The sequence below is a fragment of the Mesorhizobium escarrei genome, assembly GCF_935825525.1.
In the GTDB taxonomy this organism is placed as follows: Bacteria; Pseudomonadota; Alphaproteobacteria; order Rhizobiales; family Rhizobiaceae; genus Mesorhizobium; species Mesorhizobium escarrei.
Genome location: NZ_CAKXZT010000163.1, coordinates 40,977 through 58,062, shown reverse-complemented (window position 1 = coordinate 58,062; position 17,086 = coordinate 40,977). Strand labels below are relative to the sequence as shown.

At 60.7% G+C, this 17,086-nt stretch carries 22 protein-coding genes; 14 read left to right on the top strand and 8 right to left on the bottom strand.

Annotated features, from left to right (window positions below; all coding sequences use genetic code 11):
* Positions 1–128: 128 nt before the first annotated feature.
* The gene (locus NMG80_RS30430) at positions 129–434 is read left to right on the top strand and encodes a hypothetical protein (RefSeq protein WP_254021544.1); all 306 of its coding nucleotides are present in this window, start codon (positions 129–131) and stop codon (positions 432–434) included.
* Positions 435–544: 110 nt separating this feature from the next.
* The gene (locus tag NMG80_RS37110; protein WP_301943406.1) at positions 545–652 is read left to right on the top strand and encodes a KTSC domain-containing protein; all 108 of its coding nucleotides are present in this window, start codon (positions 545–547) and stop codon (positions 650–652) included.
* A 24-nt stretch (positions 653–676) separates the two neighbouring features.
* Here the strand turns inward: NMG80_RS37110 and NMG80_RS30425 are convergent, their stop codons facing one another.
* The 5 genes from NMG80_RS30425 to katE all read right to left on the bottom strand — a co-directional run bounded on the left by NMG80_RS30425 (position 677) and on the right by katE (position 4,706).
* Positions 677–1,315: a DUF6766 family protein gene (locus NMG80_RS30425; RefSeq protein ID WP_254021547.1), complete on the bottom strand. Its 639-nt coding sequence runs from the start codon at positions 1,313–1,315 to the stop codon at positions 677–679.
* Positions 1,316–1,341: 26 nt separating this feature from the next.
* Positions 1,342–1,950: a cysteine hydrolase family protein gene (locus NMG80_RS30420; protein ID WP_301943405.1), complete on the bottom strand. Its 609-nt coding sequence runs from the start codon at positions 1,948–1,950 to the stop codon at positions 1,342–1,344.
* 115 nt (positions 1,951–2,065) lie between these two features.
* Positions 2,066–2,248 (bottom strand): DUF6894 family protein, encoded by a 183-nt coding sequence (locus NMG80_RS38050; protein WP_436798723.1) that lies wholly within the window; start codon positions 2,246–2,248, stop codon positions 2,066–2,068.
* Positions 2,236–2,574 (bottom strand): hypothetical protein, encoded by a 339-nt coding sequence (locus tag NMG80_RS30415; protein ID WP_254021542.1) that lies wholly within the window; start codon positions 2,572–2,574, stop codon positions 2,236–2,238. The genes NMG80_RS38050 and NMG80_RS30415 overlap by 13 nt, the downstream gene beginning before the upstream one ends.
* Positions 2,575–2,594: 20 nt before the next feature.
* The gene (katE, locus tag NMG80_RS30410) at positions 2,595–4,706 is read right to left on the bottom strand and encodes a catalase (RefSeq protein WP_254021541.1); all 2,112 of its coding nucleotides are present in this window, start codon (positions 4,704–4,706) and stop codon (positions 2,595–2,597) included.
* A gap of 212 nt (positions 4,707–4,918) precedes the next feature.
* On the opposite strand from katE, the gene NMG80_RS30405 reads away from it, so the two are divergent.
* The 5 genes from NMG80_RS30405 (at position 4,919) to NMG80_RS30380 (ending at position 7,806) form a co-directional block, all read left to right on the top strand.
* Positions 4,919–5,086 (top strand): hypothetical protein, encoded by a 168-nt coding sequence (locus NMG80_RS30405; RefSeq protein ID WP_254021540.1) that lies wholly within the window; start codon positions 4,919–4,921, stop codon positions 5,084–5,086.
* Between the two features lie 52 nt (positions 5,087–5,138).
* Complete coding sequence (locus NMG80_RS38175; RefSeq protein ID WP_254021539.1) at positions 5,139–5,402, top strand: divalent metal cation transporter; 264 nt, start codon at positions 5,139–5,141, stop codon at positions 5,400–5,402.
* A gap of 14 nt (positions 5,403–5,416) precedes the next feature.
* A complete protein-coding gene (locus tag NMG80_RS37520; RefSeq protein WP_495664014.1) occupies positions 5,417–6,013 on the top strand; it encodes a divalent metal cation transporter in 597 nt (198 codons plus the stop codon).
* 1,099 nt (positions 6,014–7,112) lie between these two features.
* Positions 7,113–7,334, top strand: coding sequence for a DUF768 domain-containing protein (locus NMG80_RS30385; RefSeq protein WP_254021538.1), 222 nt, complete (start codon positions 7,113–7,115; stop codon positions 7,332–7,334).
* Positions 7,335–7,554: 220 nt separating this feature from the next.
* Positions 7,555–7,806 carry an MDR/zinc-dependent alcohol dehydrogenase-like family protein gene (locus NMG80_RS30380; protein ID WP_254021537.1) on the top strand — a complete coding sequence of 84 codons (252 nt, stop codon included), beginning with the start codon at positions 7,555–7,557 and terminating at the stop codon, positions 7,804–7,806.
* Here NMG80_RS30380 and NMG80_RS30375 read toward each other — a convergent pair whose 3' ends face one another.
* Entirely contained in the window at positions 7,807–7,956 is a 150-nt protein-coding gene (locus NMG80_RS30375; RefSeq protein WP_254021536.1) for a hypothetical protein, read from the bottom strand.
* Positions 7,957–8,049: 93 nt separating this feature from the next.
* Positions 8,050–8,232 (bottom strand): PLP-dependent transferase, encoded by a 183-nt coding sequence (locus NMG80_RS37515; protein ID WP_367186030.1) that lies wholly within the window; start codon positions 8,230–8,232, stop codon positions 8,050–8,052.
* A 442-nt stretch (positions 8,233–8,674) separates the two neighbouring features.
* Here NMG80_RS37515 and NMG80_RS30370 point away from each other — a divergent pair, with 442 nt between their 5' ends.
* From NMG80_RS30370 to NMG80_RS30350, 5 genes are all read left to right on the top strand, one after another.
* Positions 8,675–9,799, top strand: a complete 1,125-nt coding sequence (locus tag NMG80_RS30370) for a sugar ABC transporter substrate-binding protein (RefSeq protein WP_254021535.1) — start codon at positions 8,675–8,677, stop codon at positions 9,797–9,799.
* Positions 9,800–9,896: 97 nt separating this feature from the next.
* Positions 9,897–11,471 carry a sugar ABC transporter ATP-binding protein gene (locus NMG80_RS30365; RefSeq protein WP_254021534.1) on the top strand — a complete coding sequence of 525 codons (1,575 nt, stop codon included), beginning with the start codon at positions 9,897–9,899 and terminating at the stop codon, positions 11,469–11,471.
* Positions 11,468–12,445: an ABC transporter permease gene (locus NMG80_RS30360; protein WP_254021533.1), complete on the top strand. Its 978-nt coding sequence runs from the start codon at positions 11,468–11,470 to the stop codon at positions 12,443–12,445. The genes NMG80_RS30365 and NMG80_RS30360 overlap by 4 nt, the downstream gene beginning before the upstream one ends.
* Positions 12,442–13,401, top strand: coding sequence for an ABC transporter permease (locus tag NMG80_RS30355; RefSeq protein WP_254021532.1), 960 nt, complete (start codon positions 12,442–12,444; stop codon positions 13,399–13,401). Before NMG80_RS30360 ends, NMG80_RS30355 begins: the two co-directional genes overlap by 4 nt.
* 30 nt (positions 13,402–13,431) lie before the next feature.
* Positions 13,432–13,893, top strand: coding sequence for a cupin domain-containing protein (locus tag NMG80_RS30350; protein ID WP_254021531.1), 462 nt, complete (start codon positions 13,432–13,434; stop codon positions 13,891–13,893).
* An 11-nt stretch (positions 13,894–13,904) separates the two neighbouring features.
* Here NMG80_RS30350 and NMG80_RS30345 read toward each other — a convergent pair whose 3' ends face one another.
* Complete coding sequence (locus tag NMG80_RS30345; RefSeq protein ID WP_254021530.1) at positions 13,905–14,831, bottom strand: LysR family transcriptional regulator; 927 nt, start codon at positions 14,829–14,831, stop codon at positions 13,905–13,907.
* Positions 14,832–15,022: 191 nt separating this feature from the next.
* Between NMG80_RS30345 and NMG80_RS30340 the strand changes: the two genes are divergently transcribed.
* On the top strand, positions 15,023–15,937 hold the full coding sequence (locus tag NMG80_RS30340) for a LysR family transcriptional regulator (protein ID WP_254021529.1): 915 nt from the start codon (positions 15,023–15,025) through the stop codon (positions 15,935–15,937).
* Between the two features lie 210 nt (positions 15,938–16,147).
* Positions 16,148–16,930, top strand: a complete 783-nt coding sequence (locus NMG80_RS30335; RefSeq protein WP_254021528.1) for an SDR family NAD(P)-dependent oxidoreductase — start codon at positions 16,148–16,150, stop codon at positions 16,928–16,930.
* Positions 16,931–17,086: the final 156 nt, after the last annotated feature.

The following is a 17,086-nucleotide window of genomic DNA, read 5'->3' as shown; positions in this document are numbered from 1 at the left end:
TGCGCTAGGCGGACGGCGCAAATCCGCTCGCCCACTGACCGCCGGCCCGCGAAGGACAAGCGGCTCTGACCAGGCAAAGGACGGCGTTGGTCTTTGCAATCTTTGACCGCTTTTCAGCGAGCGGTCTCATGCACCTCGTCCAGATCCTGCTTCCCCGAGCGGACAACACCGGCCAGCCATTTGGCCGGGACGATTTCGACTGCGTGAAGGAAGACCTTGCCAGCCGTTTCGACGGCGTCACGGCCTACCTGCAGGCGCCCGCGGAAGGTCAGTGGCAGGATGGCGAACGGTCCAGCAAAGATGATATCGTCATCTTCGAAGTGATGGTGGAGGACATCGCCCTGCCGGACTGGCGCAAACGGCAGGCGGAACTGGAACGGCGGTTCCGGCAGGACACGGTGATCACCGGCTACATGCCAATGCCGCTCGGATAGAGGCCGCTATCATGTATCCATCAACGTCAATCCGCAAGACCGAGTACGATCCGGAGACAAGGGTTCTCTCGGTGGTTCGTCGCGAGCGGCAAGCGTTATGACTATAGGTTGTGCCGCCGGAGACCTATGCGGCGTTCCGAAACGCCTTCGTAAAGGGCCGGTTCTTCAACGACCACTTTCGCGACCGTTTCCGGCACCGCCTGATTGCCGAACCATAGCGATCGTTGCCTGCACGCGGAGACTCATGCGCCGGTTTCGGAGTTTGACGCGCCGGCTGGCTTTGATTCCGGGGAGCCCTTGTGGCGTAGGAAAATCGACAGCAGGACTAGGACGGCCGTCGACATGAATTCCGACTGCCAGTTCTGAAAGGACTCGAACCATAGCTGGGCGTCGAGAAGATAGTCTCCCAGGGATTGAGCCTCGCCGCCGTGCCGAAGCGCCTCCTCGTTCGCGGCCGCCAGGCTCGCCCACCAATGCAAGGCAAATGAGATGATGAACAGCAGGGCCAGCGCCAAGCCCAGCGAGTATGAATAGAGCCACGACAGGATCGGGTTGCGCCAGCGGGTGGCGGTCGGAAGTTCGTCCTCGGGCCGGTTGGGATCATCGGGATCACGAGACTCGGCGGAACCGCGTTGGAACAGCATTGCAGTCAGCATGACATAGGCCGACATCTGCAGGAATTCGCTTTCCCAGTTTTCGAAGAGCGCCGAGAGGAAGTCGCCGCTTTTCAAATAAGCCAACAGCCCGATCGCTGCCGAGCCATGCTCACGAAGTTCTTCATTGTAGGCAGAATGCCCCGACCAGATCATGCCGAGTGCGCTGAACAGGAACATCGCTACCAGGGCGATCGTAAGCCCGTTGTCCCGAAATATGGTTCTCATGATCTTGTCTCCCACGGAGCCTTCGGCTAGCGCCAGTTCTCCAGAACCTCTTCAATCCTCACCGCCTCGACTTGCTCGCTGAAGCGAGAGCGGTAGAGCTCCAACAGTGCGTCATGCGTCTGGTCGACCGAACTGCAGATGGCATCGGTCGCAAGGACGACACGAAAACCACGGTCGATGGCGCCGAGGACGGTGGCGAGCACGCAGACATCGGTTTCGCCGCCGGTGATGACCAGCGTGTCGATCCCTGACCCATTGAGCATCGCGTCGAGCCGGCCTTCAGTCCACGGCGAATAGACTTGCTTGTCGAGCGTTCTTGCCGGCGGCACGAACCGCGCCAGAGAAGGCATCAGATCGACGAGGCCGGCATCGATGTTGGCAAGGGTGACCTCGGCCCAACGCCGATAATACCGCGCCCACATGCCCGGTCCTTCGCCAGGCCGAGCGGCCGGAACAAAACGTGTGAACAGCGTTTGCTGCGGATGTCTTGCCGTCAATTCCTCGATGACCGGCAGCACGTTTTGCGCCCACGGCACGGCCCAAGGCCCGCCGGGCGCGAACAGGCGCTGCATGTCAACGCAAAGATGTAGGGAATTCTCACCAAGCGGACCGTGTACCAGGCCTAGGGCGGCCATGATCAGCCGCGGCCGCGGTCGGGTGACGCATAGTCTCTATCTGAGCGCGGGCATAGCCCGGGAGGTCCCGCCGTAGCCTCGCATCTCTGCCAATCCGCCTTTAGCCGTTGCCGGTTCATGGTCTTGTCAGGCGGGCTGTTTCCGCCTCCTGCACGTCGATGGCGTACAGCAGTTCGCCGTTCTCGTCGCGCAGGCGCACGAGCCAACCTGAAAGATCGTCCGTGCCCGGCTGAAGGTCGACCAGAAGATCGATAGCGCATCGAACTGCTTCCTCCCGCGCAGCCTCTAAACTTGGCATCCTGGACGGAGGAACCTGACGGCCGCGTCCGCCGTCGCGATACTCGAAGGTGTAGAGCCCGCCGTTTTCATCTTTCGTCGCTGTGACGGCGACTTCGTCAAATTGCCATTGCTTCGGGCATCGTAGTCGTTCACAGCCAAATCGAGAGTCGCGGTCTGGACCAAGGCCGCCTTCGCTCGGCTGATAGCGGCCTCGTTGTTTCCGCCGTAAACGCGTGCCATGTCGACGGTAACGCAGTCACCGCCTTCGCCGCAGAAGATCACGCGCAGGATGGGCTGTCCGGTCGGGGCGGTTGCCTGGGTAACTTCGGTTCGAATGATCTGCATGAGAAACTCCGTCACCATCGCTACAATTTGACGGCCATTTCCCGGCTCCAGAGACGCAGCTTGCGGCAGCCCTCGATAAAACCAGTAATCGCCTTGGGATCATCGAGACCAATCATGCCTTCATCGGCTTCCGGATCGACGCCGGCCTTCTGCAGCAGCGGGACGGCCTCCGAAGTGAAGCCGATGAATTTGCAATGAGCAAAAGCGTCGGCAACGAAATCGCGCGCGGCGGCCTCGCCCGTCAGGCGCTCCGCTCCTTCCTCGGAGAGGATCAGCGCTACTGCGTCGAACAGGACCGATGGCCCGCCGTCGATCATGTGCTTTGCAGCGATGAGACTTCCATCCGCCGCCTCGACGCCGCCCACCTTGGGCGCTATGACCTCCATCACCGCGCCTTCCTTCTCGATCGCTGCCTGGAGGTTCTTCAGCAGCGCTGCATCGGCGCCGGGACTGACAAGCACACCGACTTTGCGGCCAGCAAAACTGTCAGGCCCGTTCCGGATGATGCTGAGCGCCGGCGATGGTTCGAGATCGTCCCTCGGCGCGACCGCCGCATCCGCGGGCTTGGGCAATTGCTTCATGCCAAGCTTGTCAGCGACAGTTTCTGCCAAGCCTTCATCAATGTTGAGGAGATGCGACACCATGCGCTCGCGGATAACCGTTGTCTCGACCTTGGAGAGCTCGAAGGACAGCGCCATGGCGATATGCTTCTGCTCAGGCGCGGTCTGACTGTTGAAGAACTGTCGCGCCTGGCTGTAGTGGTCGGCGAAGCTCTCTGCGCGCAGACGGACTTTCTGGCCTTCCTCCGCCTCGGCGAACGACCGGAAACCGTGCTGCGGCGATTCCCGCGGGCCTTCGCCGAATGAATTCGGCTGGTAGTTCACGCGGCCGACCGGATTGCGCATTGCCATGTGGCCATCCTGCTGGAAGTGGTGGAACGGGCATTTGGGTGCGTTGATCGGGATATGGGTGAAGTTGGGGCTGCCGAGACGCTTCAGTTGCGTGTCCAGGTAGGAGAAGTTTCGACCCTGCAGCAGGGGATCGTTGGAAAAGTCGACGCCGGGCGGTACGTTCTGCGTCATGAACGCGACCTGCTCGGTCTCGGCGAAGAAATTGTCGGGCATACGATCGAGCACCAAGCGGCCGACCGGGACCGGCGCGAGGATTTCTTCCGGAATGATCTTGGTCGGATCCAGAACGTCGAAGTCAAAACTGTCCGCGAAGTCCTGATCGAAGAGCTGGAGGTTGAGCTCCCATTCCGGGAAATCACCAGACTGGATGGCATTCCAGAGGTCGCGTCGATGAAAATCGGGGTCAGCGCCGTTGATCTTGACCGCTTCGTTCCAAACGACCGACTGCATGCCGAGCTTCGGCTTCCAGATGAATTTGACGAAGGTGGATTCGTCCTTCGCATTGACCAGCCGGAACGTGTGAACACCGAATCCCTGCATGAACCGGAAGGACCGAGGTATCGCCCGATCCGACATGACCCACATAATCATGTGCATCGATTCGGGCGTCAGGCTGATGAAGTCCCAGAAATTGTCGTGTGCCGATTGCGCCTGCGGGAAGGCACGATCAGGCTCAGGCTTCACTGAATGAATGACGTCGGGAAACTTGATTGCGTCCTGAATAAAGAAAACCGGGATGTTGTTGCCGACGAGATCCCAATTGCCTTCGTTGGTGTAGAATTTGACGGCGAACCCACGCACGTCCCGCGCCAGGTCGAACGAGCCTTTCGAACCGGCCACCGTGGAGAACCGCACGAAGGCCGGCGTCTTCTCGCCGGCACGCTGGAAGATATCCGCGCGGGTGTAAGCCGCTAGCGATTCATAGGTCTCGAAGAAGCCGTGCGCGCCATAGCCGCGTGCATGCACGACGCGCTCGGGAATGCGCTCGTGATCGAAATGAAAAATCTTCTCACGGAAGTGGAAGTCTTCGATTAGTGACGGTCCGCGCTGGGCAATCTTTAAAGTATTCTGGTCATCGGCCACTGGGCCGCCTTGGGCGGTCGTCAGGATCTCGCTGTCACGTTCGGCGATCTGGTGAAGCTCGCCTCCGTTCCCCCGCACGAGCTTTTGATCATGGATCGTCGCGGGCTTGCCCGACGACTGTCTGGTTGTCTTGGCCATGCTTGAATTCCTTGAAAAGGAGGGGGCGGCTTCAGGTCTCTCTCAATGCTGGGACACCCATTTAAGTTCCTGGTGGTGGGTGTCACGTGCCCGCATTTCGAAGAATAGCACTCGGCTGCCTGAACAGTGGACCCGGTCGGGCCGGCGAGTTCTTGGGGTCGGAACTGAACCAAGACGAAGACGTTCTCTTGCGCAACCAGAGGAAAGCCTTCGTGAGCTCGGCCGCCGATATTCTGCCCAATCCAGACAAAAACCGGCTCTCCGCACACAAGCGATTGCGACGAGCCGCAACGTTCAAACAACTCGGCCCGGGGCTTATCACGGGCGCAGCAGACGATGATCCGAGCGGTAATGCCACCTATTTCCAAGCAGGCGCCTAGTTCGGCTACAACATGCTGTGGACGATGGTCGTGACCTACCCGCTGATGAGCGTTGGTCAGCGGGGAAATCGGGCGTGTCACCGGATGCGGCCTCGCCAAAAACCTCGGCGACATACTGCCTAGATGGACGGTGCTGAGACTGGTCGCTCTGCTTTTCGTGGCTAACACGATCAATATCGGCGCCAACCTCGCTGCGATGGGAGCAGCAGCACAATTATCCACCGGCACGCCGGCGTTGCCGTTCACGATCGGCTTTGCCGCGATCTCCGTCACATTGCAGACGTTTGTCTCTTACGCGCCTACGCTCGATACCTAAAATGGCTGACACTTGTGCTGCTTGCCTATGTGGCAGTCCTTTTGGTCGCAGATGTCGACCCCTGGCTCGCTGCGGCCAAGGGTCTGGTGATACCTTCGTTTCCGCTCAACGGAGATAGTTTCACCGTCATCGTAGCGATCCGGGGAACGACGATCAGTCCTTATCTTCTGTTTTGGCAAAGCTCCCAGGAAGTCGAGGAAATTGAACAAGAACCGCAAGCCAAAGCGCTGGTCAGGGCACCGGATGGGGCGAAACGTGAAATCCGGCGCATCCGACTGGATACGTTCGTCGGCATGGCTGTTTCCAATGCGGTCGCGCTTGCCATCATGACGAGCACAGCAGCAACCCTTCATGCAGCGGAAAGACCGAGATCGCGAGCGCCCCCGACTTTGCCGAGGCACTGCGCCCGCTTGCAGGCGAGTTCGCGTTCTTCATCTTCAGCCTTGGTATCATCGGAACCGGTTTATTGTCGCTTCCCGTTCTCGCCGGTTCCGCAGCCTAAGCATTTGGGGAGGCCCGCCGGCTGCGTCGCGTCTAGCAACCGGCGGTTGGCACCTTTAGGCACGGCGGGCTTTCGGTTGGCTGGTGTATGGCGCCACCTTCCCGTATAAGCGTAAAAAGGAGAGCGCCGCACGTGCCTCGCAGCCGCCCGATCAGGATGCTTCCTGCACTTCCTCGACTTGTGGCGTCACGGGTGCAGAATTAACGACGTAGGTGTTCGAGGTCAGGTCGCTCGTAGATCGAATGATGATGCCGTCGTCTCTTAATCGGGCAAAGGTCGCCCTTGCGACACGCAGGGGCTTGCCTTTGGCATCTGCGGCGGTGACTTTGTTCGACCAGGGAACGTGAGTGATGGTGTCAACGCGCTTGAGAAAGCGCTTTCCGTCTCGGTCAACTCGATCACGCCCGTTCCTCCATACCATTTTGCTGCGTTTGGTTGGCCGGTAACGCCGATGATGCGACTCCGTTCCAAGGACCCACGGCACCAAACCATGGTAGGGACCTAGCGGGTCCGCCGGGCTTGCTTATCCGCTGAAGCACCCTCCAACGAGGGCGGGGAATTTACCATTTGGCCGCCAGGCACCTCTTCACCTCATGAGCCTCAGCGCCTACTGCGGCCGGCAGCGGGAAGCGCAAAGGCGGAAGGTAGCTTAAAGAATTCGCGGGCATGTCCCGGAACCGCCTTCAAGTGATGCGTCTGGCACGGCAGAACGTGCTGCTGCATAGTCCCTCGATCGGAACCAGGACCCATCGTTATGAACTGGGGTATTGAGGTTTTTACGGCTGCGGCCACGGTCGGCGGCGCTTTCAAGCTCTTCCGAAACAGATAGGCGGGTCATTCAGAGGGCCGCATAGTCAGTGGCAGAGATAGCTGCCCGTCTTGTGGTTCGTCATGGTGCACTGCTGGGCTTTCGATTCTTCAGAATGTTTGCCTCGCGCAGCAGTGATGATCGATCCATTCCTAGCAATTCTATGAGCGTGAGAGCCTGATCCCGGGTGATCCCGGTTTCACGTGCGAGCGCCTGCGCCTAGAGTTCCTTTGCCGCTCGGGTTCACTTTTTCTATCTTCGCCCATGGTGAGATGTTCCTCCCACTACGAACCCAACTTGCGACATAGCGCCTTGTTCCTCTTCCTTCCGAAATTCGTTCATCCGCTCTGTTGTTCGTGTTCAAGCTGGAACTAATGTCCGTTCGGTAGCTTATGCCCAAATGAGCGCACGCGGCATCACCTTCCTGAACAAGTGGATTGCGAACAGCGTTCCTAAAACGGCCCGGCCGGATGTGATTTCGATCAATGAGCTGACGCACAAGCTGTTTGCCGACGCGAAATCAGTGGGCATCAGGCGTGAAGAGATCGACGAGGAAGTCGACAGTCTCTACCGCACCATCCTTAGTGCCATTGTGCATTTCGACCCCGGATTGTCGTTGTAATGGTTTTATCCACGAGCGCCCGCCTGAAGCGCGCGCAGGTGAAGGCGTATGGCAGGGCAGGGCTTCACTTTGCCGTCGTCGAATTTCTCCACGCCGGGAGGGAAATGACGCGCCGACATTTGCCGTCGAGCGTTCGTAATGGGTCCAGTTGGCATAACAGCGTCCGACGCCGACTAACCGCGCGTACATCGACGCGGTGCGTCCACTGGGAACCGTGGTTGTGACCGGCGTCATCCATGGCGGCGCCAGGCTTGATCCCTTCCAATGGCTGGTGAAGGGCATCACCGTCCAGGCGACGCTCGCCTATCCCAAGACCCTGTGGCCCCGGGTCTTGGCGATGATCGCCTCGGGCAAATTCCCGGTGGAAAAGCTTATCGACGCGACAATCAAGGCCGACGAAATCATCGAGAAGGGATTCTTGCGGCTGCTCGACCCTGACTCGTCGGCAATGAAAATTCTGGTGCGGTCTTAGTCACGGCAGCGAGCTCTCCGCTTGGCGGCGCTTGAGCAGTCCATCATAGCCGAAGCCCGCAATCGTCTCACTGATATCGGGTGAACGGCAAGCGGCCACGATCGCCGGAATATCCTGGACCTCGAAGGTCAGACCGCCTGGCGAACGCAACAGTTCGCCAATGGACGCACCGATGCCGGAAGTGAAGATCGTGACGTCAATCGCGTTGCGGCGAAGCTCGGTATCGCAGAAATTCGCGCCGGATCATACACCGCGTCGGTGACCAGCAGATGGTCTCCGGCCGAGCAGTGCTTTCAGTGCGCTGGCATTTGCAGCCAGGCCTGACGGATGGAGAACGGCTCCATCCGCACCTTTAATTTCGGCCATCGCCTCTGTCAGCGCGAACGACGTCTGTGTGCCATGCCGGCCATATCGCAACGCGCCAATTGGCTGGTTCGGGAGCGTTCGTTCGCGCCGAAATCAGGACAGAGCACCCTCGAGGCGCGGACCACTTGCGAATTCACGACACGGCCGAGATCGGCTGGATGGCGGCCGGCATGCACCAGCCGTGTATCCCGTTTGAGTGAAAAATCTGGACGCCCGGGATTGGACTTGGTCTGGCCGGCGACACCCTAAGACGGCGTGAGCCGCCCCCATGCCGAAGGCATCGAGATGGATCGCACGCCTCGCTTCGGCAGTGCATTGAACATGGCCATCTGCGAATTTCGTTCACAAGTCGTGTTCTGTGCGTGCGGCTAGTGCATCGTTCGTCCCAGCAAGAAGATTGGCATGGCGAGAGTGAGGCGTCGAAGGATGCCAAGGGCACGACCCTCACCGCGCCGGAAACGACTGGGAGAGGTCGTCGGCACCGCCACAACGGGAGGAACCATTGAAATCATATCTGTCACGATTGAGAACACTGACCCGTGCCGTCAGCGCACTCGCCGTCGCGAGCGTTTTGCTGGTCCAGACGGCACAGGCCGGCACCTTCATGCCGGAATGCTACAAGCCGGGCCTCGGCGACACCGGCACGATCAAACACGCCAAGAAAGAAGGGCCGTACCGTGTCGCGTTGGTCAACGGCCACACGGGCATTCCTTGGCGCGAGCAGATGATCAAGAGTGTCAAGGTCTGGGCTGCTGCTCCGGAAAACGCCAAGAACATCACCGAACTCAAGGTCGTCAGCACCGGATCTGACGTGGCTGCGCAGATTGCCGCGATCGACAACTTCATTCAGGCTGGCTACGACGCCATCGCTTTCATTGCTGTGAACCCGACCGCCTTTGACGCGGTCATAAAACGGGCAAAACAGGCGGGAACCGTCCTGGTTTCGTTCGACAATCCCGTCGACAACCCGAGCGTGCTGCGCATAACGCCGGAATGGATCGAGTTCGAAGGCATAATCAAAGCCCAGTCCGTCGTGAACCAGATGAAGGAACCGAAGGGCAAGATTCTGGAGATCCGCGGCATTCAGGGCAATTCCACGGATCGTGATCGACATTTGGGCGTGCAGAAGGTCCTCGCGAAATATCCGGACATCGAAGTCGTCGAAGTGGTAGGCAATTGGGATACGGGGACTGTCCAGAAGGTGACCGCCGACGCCATTGCGGTTCACGGTTTCTTTGACGCCATCATTTGCCAGCATGGCTGCCGCGGCGTGACCAACGCGATTAAGGCGACTGGCCATCCGCCGGTGCCAGTTGGCGGTGATGCCGAAAACGGCTTCGTCAAGGCGCTGGCGATGAACGACATTCCTGGCATTTCCGTTTCAACGTCGCCCGGCCAGGGTCCCGTCGCCGTTCGCGCTGCCATTGCCTTGCTGCAGGGCGGAGAGTTTCCGGCCCTGGTCAACGTTCCGACGCCGTATGTCGAAACCAAGGACATGAAACCCAATGTCAACTACTTCCCCGACGAGCCCGACACGTTGGAAACGGTGACCGGCTATGCGGTCTGCGGTGCCGACATGGTGTTCACGCCGGCGCAATTGAACGCCCAGTCCGCCGACAACAACTAGTCACCCCAGCGAAGGGGCCGAACGCACGCAATTGCATATCGGCCGAGAGCAGATTGGATCGGTTCTCGGCCAACCGCGATCGATGGAAGGAGGGAAGATGACCGAAGGTAATTCCTTCTTGGCGTTGACGGACGTTACCAAGACGTATGGCGGCGTCAATGCGCTAAAAAGTGTCTGCTTCGAAGCCAAGCGTGGATCCATTCACGCCATACTGGGCGAGAATGGCGCTGGCAAGAGCACGCTAATGAAAGTCCTTGCCGGTGTCACCCAGCCTGATTCCGGTGCCATTCGCCTGCAGGGCGATAACGTTACATTCACAAATCCCGCCGATGCCGCGGCCAAGGGCATCGTGTGCATCTTCCAGGAGCTTTCCATAATCCCGGATCTGAGCGTCGCCGAGAATATCTGCCTTACCCAGCCGCCGAAGACGGCGTTCGGATTGATCGACCGCAAGGCGCAGGATCGTCTTGCCACCGCGGTGCTGAAACGGATGGGCTGCGGGGAGGATATCGATACGCGGAGCCGCTGCGCCGACCTGCCCTTGTCAAAACGGCAGATCGTCGAAATCGCCAAGGCGATCGTCCGAAAGCCAGACGTCCTCATTCTCGACGAAGCCACCTCCGCGCTGACCGCGTCGGATGTCGGGCCGGTGATGGAGCTTTTGCGCCGCATGCGCGACGGCGGCGCCTGCATCCTGTTCATCTCCCACCGCATGCATGAAATCGAGGCGCTGGCCGACACCTGTTCGGTCTTCCGCAACGGCGAGCACGTCTCGACCTTTGCCAGCGGCGCCAAGACGCATGACGAGATCGTCCAGCTGATGATCGGCAAGCCAATCTCGCAGGTCTATCCCGACAAACCAGCCGAGGTGCCGGTGGCGCCGCCTTACCTCGACATCCACGACCTGCGCTGGGGCGATCAGCTAAAAGGCGTCAGCCTGTCGCTGCGGCCGGGCGAAATCGTCGGGCTTGGCGGCCTCGACGGGCAGGGCCAGCAGGAGGTGCTGCTGGCCATCGCCGGCGTGCTGCGCGGTACCAGCGGCACCATGCGGGTCAACGGCCGTCCGGCCGTCCATCGCGGCCCGAAAGGGGGTAAGGGTTCGGACATGCGGATCGCGCTGATCCCCGAGGACCGGAAGACGCAAGGGCTCTTCCTGAGCCTTTCAGTCCGCGACAACCTCACCGTCTCGATGCTCGACCGCCTGAGCCGCTACGCCGTCGTCGACCGTCTAGGCGAAAAGGCGCTGGTCGACCGCATGATCGATCTGCTCAAGATCAAGGCCGACAACGCCGATGTCGCGGTCGGCACACTGTCCGGTGGCAACCAGCAGAAGGTGGTGCTGGCCAAATGGCTGGCGACGGATCCGAAGCTGCTGCTGCTGATGGACCCGACCCGCGGCATCGATGTCGGCACCAAGCAGGAAATCTATCGGCTGCTGCGCCGGCTGGCTGGCGACGGCCTCGCAATCCTGTTCCACTCAACCGACTATGACGAGCTGATCGGTCTGTGTGACCGGGCCCTCATCATGTACGACGGCCGCGTCGCCTCGACGCTGAGCGGTCCGTCACTGAACGAGCACAACATCCTGTCGAGCGCGCTCAACCTGTCCCATGACAACTCCGGACGAGGAACTGCAGCGCCGAGTGCAGCACTGGCGGAGGGCTTGGCATGACCGCTTTCCTCGACATCCATCTGCGCCGCAACAACCGCGCGCTACTCGCCTGGCTGGTGCTCGGCGGGCTGCTCGTCTATTTCCTGTACATCCATCCGAGGGGTGCAAGCATTGGTGTCCTTTCGGCATGGGCGAACCAGGGTACGGCGCTCGCCTTCCTGGCCGTCGGCCAGACCATCGTCGTGCTGTCGCGCGGCGTCGACCTGTCGATCGGTCCGATCATGGCGTTGACCAATTGTCTGGCTTCGCATCTGGTCAATGGCGGGCCGCTGGAGCTTGCTTTTGGCATCGCCGTCGTAGTCCTCGCCGGCGCCGTCTGCGGTGCGATCAACGGCATCGTCGTCGTCTTCGGCAAGATACAGCCGATCATCGCGACCCTGGCGACAGGAGCCATCTATTCGGGCTTTGCCCTGATTGTCAGGCCGATCCCGGGTGGGTCGATAGACGAGATGCTCAGCGAACTAACGACTGGCGACCTTGCCGGCATCCTGCCCAGTTCGATCGTTATGCTGCTCGTCCTCGTCTGCCTGTTCTGGCTGCCGGTGTCGAAAGCCAGCCTCGGCCGATCGATCGTCGCGGTCGGCTCGTCGGAACAGGCCGCCTATATGTCCGGTCTCAAGGTCGATCGGGCCAAGATCGCCGCCTACACGCTTAGCGGCATCTTCGCCTCATTCAGCGGCCTCTTCATCGGCTTTCAGACACTGAGCGGCGACCCATCGATCGGGCTACCCTACACACTCAATTCGATCGCCGCGGTGGTGATTGGCGGTACCGCGCTGACCGGTGGTGCCGGCAGCATACTGGGCTCGATCGCCGGCGCGCTGATCCTGCGCACCATCGGCAGCCTGATTTTCTTCACCGGCCTGCCGCCGCTGGCACAGCCTCTCTTCGAAGGCACGGTGCTGCTAGTGGCCGTGGCATTCGGCGCTACCCGGCTGCTGCGCATCAACAATCGGCTGGAGGTGTTTCGATGAGAGCCGTGTCGTTCGTCACTTCCTTCGACGGTCCGACCAAAGCGATCGCCTTGGCGATGCTGCTGCTGCTGGCCGTGGGCGGCGCCTACTATCACCAGTTCCTTTCGCCGATGTACCTTGTGCAACAGCTGCAAAACGGGGCGTTTCTCGGCATTGTCGCAGCTGGCGCGATGATGGTGATCCTGCTTGGTCACATAGACCTGTCGGTGCCGTGGACAATTACCGCGTCTGCCACCCTGGCTACCGCGCTGGTCGGCACCAACCCGGAAGCTCTCGTCAGCGAGCGCGGCCTGGTTGCCGGCCTCGGCGCCGGGCTGTTGATCGGTCTGGTCAACGGGCTGGGCGTCGCTTACCTGCGCATCCCGTCGATGATCTGGACGCTGGTCACCAACAACATCATCCTGGGGGTGTGCGTGTTCTACAGCGGCTTCTACGCACTGCGCAGCCAGCCTTCCCCGGTCATGTCGGCATTGGGAGCGGGCCGCCTGTTCGGGATACCGTGCGCCATCCTCGTCTGGTTTGCGGTCTCGGCGGTGATCGTGTTCCTGCTTCGCCGCAGCAGGACGGGCCGCTATATCTACGCGGTCGGCACCCACGAACCAGCCGCCTATCTGTCCGGGATCGATACGCGCAAAGTCATCGTCTTCGCCTTCGTCGTCGCCGGCCTGTGCAGCGCCGTCGCCGGGATGCTCCTCACCGGCTATGCCGGCCAATCCTATCAGCGCATGGGCGATCCTTATCTGCTGCCGGGCATCGCCGCGGTCGTTCTCGGCGGCAGCAGCCTGTTCGGTGGCCGGGGATCCTACTCGGGAACCGTCGCCGGCGTCCTGCTGATCACCCTGATCTCGTCGATGCTGTCGATCATGCAGGCGCCCGAAGCAGCCAAGCAGATCTGCTACGGCGTCGTCATCATTCTCATGGTCGGGCTCTACAGCCGGGCAACGCCGGCCAACTAAATCACACTCAGGCAGACAGGATCGGTCGGCATGCAACGAAGTGACGCACAGCGGCATTTGCAGCCGCCGGCCAAATGGAGCGATGCGTTCAAGCAGGAGTTCGCCGTCAATCAGCTCAATGGCTGCGTCGGCCAGTTGCTGGTATCGGAGACCACCCGGGTTCGCGTCTGGATGATCCGCCTGAAGCCCGGCGAACGGCTGGGCTTCCATCGTCACGTGCTCGACTATTTCTGGACGACGTCGACGGCTGGTAGTTCGCTCTCGTCCTTTCACGACGGCCGGGTTGCCGAGACGATTTACCGTCCTGGCGATACGAAGCATTTTCGCTTCGGACCCGGGCAGTTTGCAGTGCACGACCTGAAAAACACCGGGGATGCGGCGCTGGTCTTCACGACGGTCGAATTCATGGAGAGTGCCAATCCGCCGCTGCCGGTGCCCGATCATGTTCGGGTGCGGCCAGGGCGGGCGACCTGGCCTGCGTTGTCCGAATAGCTCACGAGCCGTTAGGACGGCTGACCGGTGGTTATGTGGCGTGGAATGCGCTCTGCCAGGAAGTTCACGAAGACGCGGATGCGGTTGGACAGATGCTCGTGGTCGACGAAGATCGCGTGGATGGGTTCGAGGTCGCCGGGGTTGAAGTCCTCAAGGACGGTGACCAGCCGGCCCTCCTCGATATCCTTTCCGACATGGAATGACGACAGCCTTGCAATGCCGAGTCCGGCCAGCGCCAGTTGGCGCATGGTCTCGCCATTGTCGGTTCGCATGTTCCCGCTGACCGGCAAGCTGAGCAGGGCTGCGGCAGCATCCTGTCTGTCCTGGAACGGCCAGGTATCGAGGTTGCGGCGGATGTTGAAGTTCAGACAGTTGTGTGACGCCAGTTCCTGCGGATGCGATGGAATTCCGTACTTCGCGAAGTAGATCGGCGAGCCGATGACGTGTCGATCGCTTTCCAGCAGCTTGCGGGCCTTGAGCGACGAGTCATGCAGGACGCCGGTCCGGATGGCGACGTCGGCGCGTTCGTAGATCAGGTCGACCGGAAAATCGGAGAGGGTGAGGTCGAGCGTAATGCCGGGGTTTTGGGCTAGGAATTCGGGAATGATCGGGATCAGGTAGTGCGTCGCGAAAGGAATGTTGGCGTTCACCCGCAGCGGCCCGCGGGGCTCATTGGATCCCGATGCGACGGCGCGCTCGGTCTGTTCGATCTCGCTGACGATGCGCTGAGCCCGGTCGAACAGCATCTCGCCCTCCGGTGTGAGCTGAAGATTGCGCGTCGACCGGATGACCAGAGGAACGCCGAGCCGCTCCTCGATTCTAGTGACCAGCTTGCTGACTGCCGAGGGCGTGATGTACAGCGCGCGCGCCGCAGCCGAGAAACTGCCCATCTCGACAACCCGGACAAACACCTCCATTTCGGCGCCGCGATTGATCACGTGATCTTCCTCCCGCGCTGGACCTGGCGACACCAGGCGCGCCCACTACGCGCTTGATCATAAGGAATCTGCGAGCAATTGTGAAATTGGTTCACAGCTGAAATCTGTTTTTCGCAAATTCTGAAAAACACTCTCTTGCGCTACTGAATGATCAAGCCGGTGCCAACCGGACGACAGCTGAGGAGGGCGGCATGGACAGGATTCAGGATCTTCATCTGTTTCGCACGGTGGTACGCGCCGGCAGTCTCACCTCTGCTGGCAACCATCTGGGTCTTTCACCGGCTGCCATGAGTGGCCGCTTGAAGGCGTTGGAAGCCCACTACGGCGTCTCCCTGCTGAAACGTTCGACCCGTTCGATGAACCTGACCCCGGAAGGGCGGCTCCTGTTCGAGAATTCAGACCGCGTGATCGAGGAATTCGACACGCTGGAGGCGACGTTGCGCCGCGGCGGCAGCGATCTGCGTGGCTCTATCACGCTGACATGTCCAAGCGATCTGGGCCGGCAGCATGTGGCGGGGATGGTGGATGAGTTTCTCGCCGAGAATCCTGAAATCCAGCTGCGCATGTTCCTCACCGACAACCTGCTGGACATCGTCGAGACCGGCTGCGACGTGGCGATCCGCTACGGCAACCTGCCCGACAGCGCTCTGACCACCAGACGGCTCGGACCCAACCGGCGGCTGATCTGCTGCGCGCCTGCTTATGCCGAGCGGCATGGCATGCCGGCCACGCCTCATGATCTTGCGCAGCACAACTGCCTGACGCTGCTCAGGTCGGATCGCATCATGGATGAGTGGGAATTTGTTAGGGATGGCGAGACAACGACCGTCCGCGTCCAGGGCGACCGGATGTCGAGTGATGGCTTCGCCCTTCGGCAGATGGCGATGGACGGTGTTGGCCTGGTGCGCAAATCGCTGTGGGATGTTGCCGATGATCTGAAGAGCGGACGGCTGCTGAGCGTGCTCGACGACTACACGCGCAGCCCCTTCGGTTTTCACCTGCTGACCGACCACCGCACGATGATGCCGCGGCGGATCCGCCTGTTCATCGACTTCGCGGTTCGATATTTCAAGAGGCTGAGCGGCGAGCTGGCGGCCTATGTCTAGGTCGCCGGATGCCAGCATCTGCCTCAAAGCAGTAGCATCTTTCGGAAATGCCGAAATAGGTCTTTCGCCCTTGGCTGTTTTTCCGGCCGGCAAAGACGGGCAACAAGGCGGCGGGCAGAGCGCGTGCAGTCAGCTGCGATCAGCACGAGCGACCGGGCGGACGTTTGCCACAGTCAATTTTCTTCAATCAACAGGATGGAGGCCAAGGTCATGGATCTCGGTATAGCTGGAAAAGTTGCAATCGTGACCGGCGGCAGTTCCGGCATCGGACTGGCAATCGCCCGGTCGTTCCACAATGAAGGGGTAACCGTCGTCATCAACGGCCGTGATGAGGCGAAGCTGGAGGCGGCCGTCACCAAAATCGGACCCAACTGCCGCGGCATCGTCGCCGATCTCACCACGGCGGAAGGCGCGGCCAAGCTCTACGCCTTTGCACGCCAGTCCGGTCCGATTTCGTTCCTGGTCAACAATATCGGCCGCTTCGACGTCGAGGATTTTTTCGACATCTCCGACGAGCGCTGGCACGAATATTTCGAGTTCAACGTCATGACCGGCATCCGCATCACCCGGCCGGTGCTGAAGGAGATGCTCGGAAACGACGACGGCAGTATCGTCTTCATCTCGAGCGAGGCGGCGGTGCGCTCGATACCTTTCATGGTCCATTATTCCCTGACCAAGACCGCCCAGCTCGGCCTGTCGCGGGCGCTTGCCGAGATGACGCGCGGCACCCGCGTCCGCGTCAACGCCTACATGCCGGGACCGACGGCGACGGATTCGGTCAAGGACTACTTCCACGGAATAGCCGCCGAACGGGGGATCTCGTTCGATGACGTGCTGCGGGGATTTTTCAAGGACGACCAGCCCGGATCGCTCATCCAGAAGCTGATCGATCCGGAAATGCACGGACGGGCCGTCGTACAGATGGCGGCCAACTGGGCGATGAACGGCACCACGCAGCGTGCCGACGGCGGCGCTGTCCACTCGATCCTCTGAGCGCCGGGAAAACACGCGCCCGATCCGCAGCGATGATCGGCCGCCGACATCATCCGCATTGACGTGGCGGCACAGCTGTTTGGAAACGCAGCCGGCTGCCGCTGGTCGATGCTCGAGCCTAATATTTCATCGATCGCCATGGGGCGCATCGCGCCG

What these genes read in the sequence shown, in the direction of transcription:
- NMG80_RS30415 (WP_254021542.1), bottom strand. Translation starts at nt 2,574, where the DNA reads ATGCAGATCATTCGAACCGAAGTTACCCAGGCAACCGCCCCGACCGGA.
- NMG80_RS30340 (WP_254021529.1), top strand. Translation starts at nt 15,023, where the DNA reads ATGGACAGGATTCAGGATCTTCATCTGTTTCGCACGGTGGTACGCGCC.
- NMG80_RS38050 (WP_436798723.1), bottom strand. Translation starts at nt 2,248, where the DNA reads ATGCCAAGTTTAGAGGCTGCGCGGGAGGAAGCAGTTCGATGCGCTATC.
- NMG80_RS30425 (WP_254021547.1), bottom strand. Translation starts at nt 1,315, where the DNA reads ATGAGAACCATATTTCGGGACAACGGGCTTACGATCGCCCTGGTAGCG.
- NMG80_RS30365 (WP_254021534.1), top strand. Translation starts at nt 9,897, where the DNA reads ATGACCGAAGGTAATTCCTTCTTGGCGTTGACGGACGTTACCAAGACG.
- NMG80_RS30335 (WP_254021528.1), top strand. Translation starts at nt 16,148, where the DNA reads ATGGATCTCGGTATAGCTGGAAAAGTTGCAATCGTGACCGGCGGCAGT.
- NMG80_RS30355 (WP_254021532.1), top strand. Translation starts at nt 12,442, where the DNA reads ATGAGAGCCGTGTCGTTCGTCACTTCCTTCGACGGTCCGACCAAAGCG.
- NMG80_RS30430 (WP_254021544.1), top strand. Translation starts at nt 129, where the DNA reads ATGCACCTCGTCCAGATCCTGCTTCCCCGAGCGGACAACACCGGCCAG.
- NMG80_RS30360 (WP_254021533.1), top strand. Translation starts at nt 11,468, where the DNA reads ATGACCGCTTTCCTCGACATCCATCTGCGCCGCAACAACCGCGCGCTA.
- katE (WP_254021541.1), bottom strand. Translation starts at nt 4,706, where the DNA reads ATGGCCAAGACAACCAGACAGTCGTCGGGCAAGCCCGCGACGATCCAT.
- NMG80_RS30385 (WP_254021538.1), top strand. Translation starts at nt 7,113, where the DNA reads ATGAGCGCACGCGGCATCACCTTCCTGAACAAGTGGATTGCGAACAGC.
- NMG80_RS30350 (WP_254021531.1), top strand. Translation starts at nt 13,432, where the DNA reads ATGCAACGAAGTGACGCACAGCGGCATTTGCAGCCGCCGGCCAAATGG.
- NMG80_RS30420 (WP_301943405.1), bottom strand. Translation starts at nt 1,950, where the DNA reads ATGGCCGCCCTAGGCCTGGTACACGGTCCGCTTGGTGAGAATTCCCTA.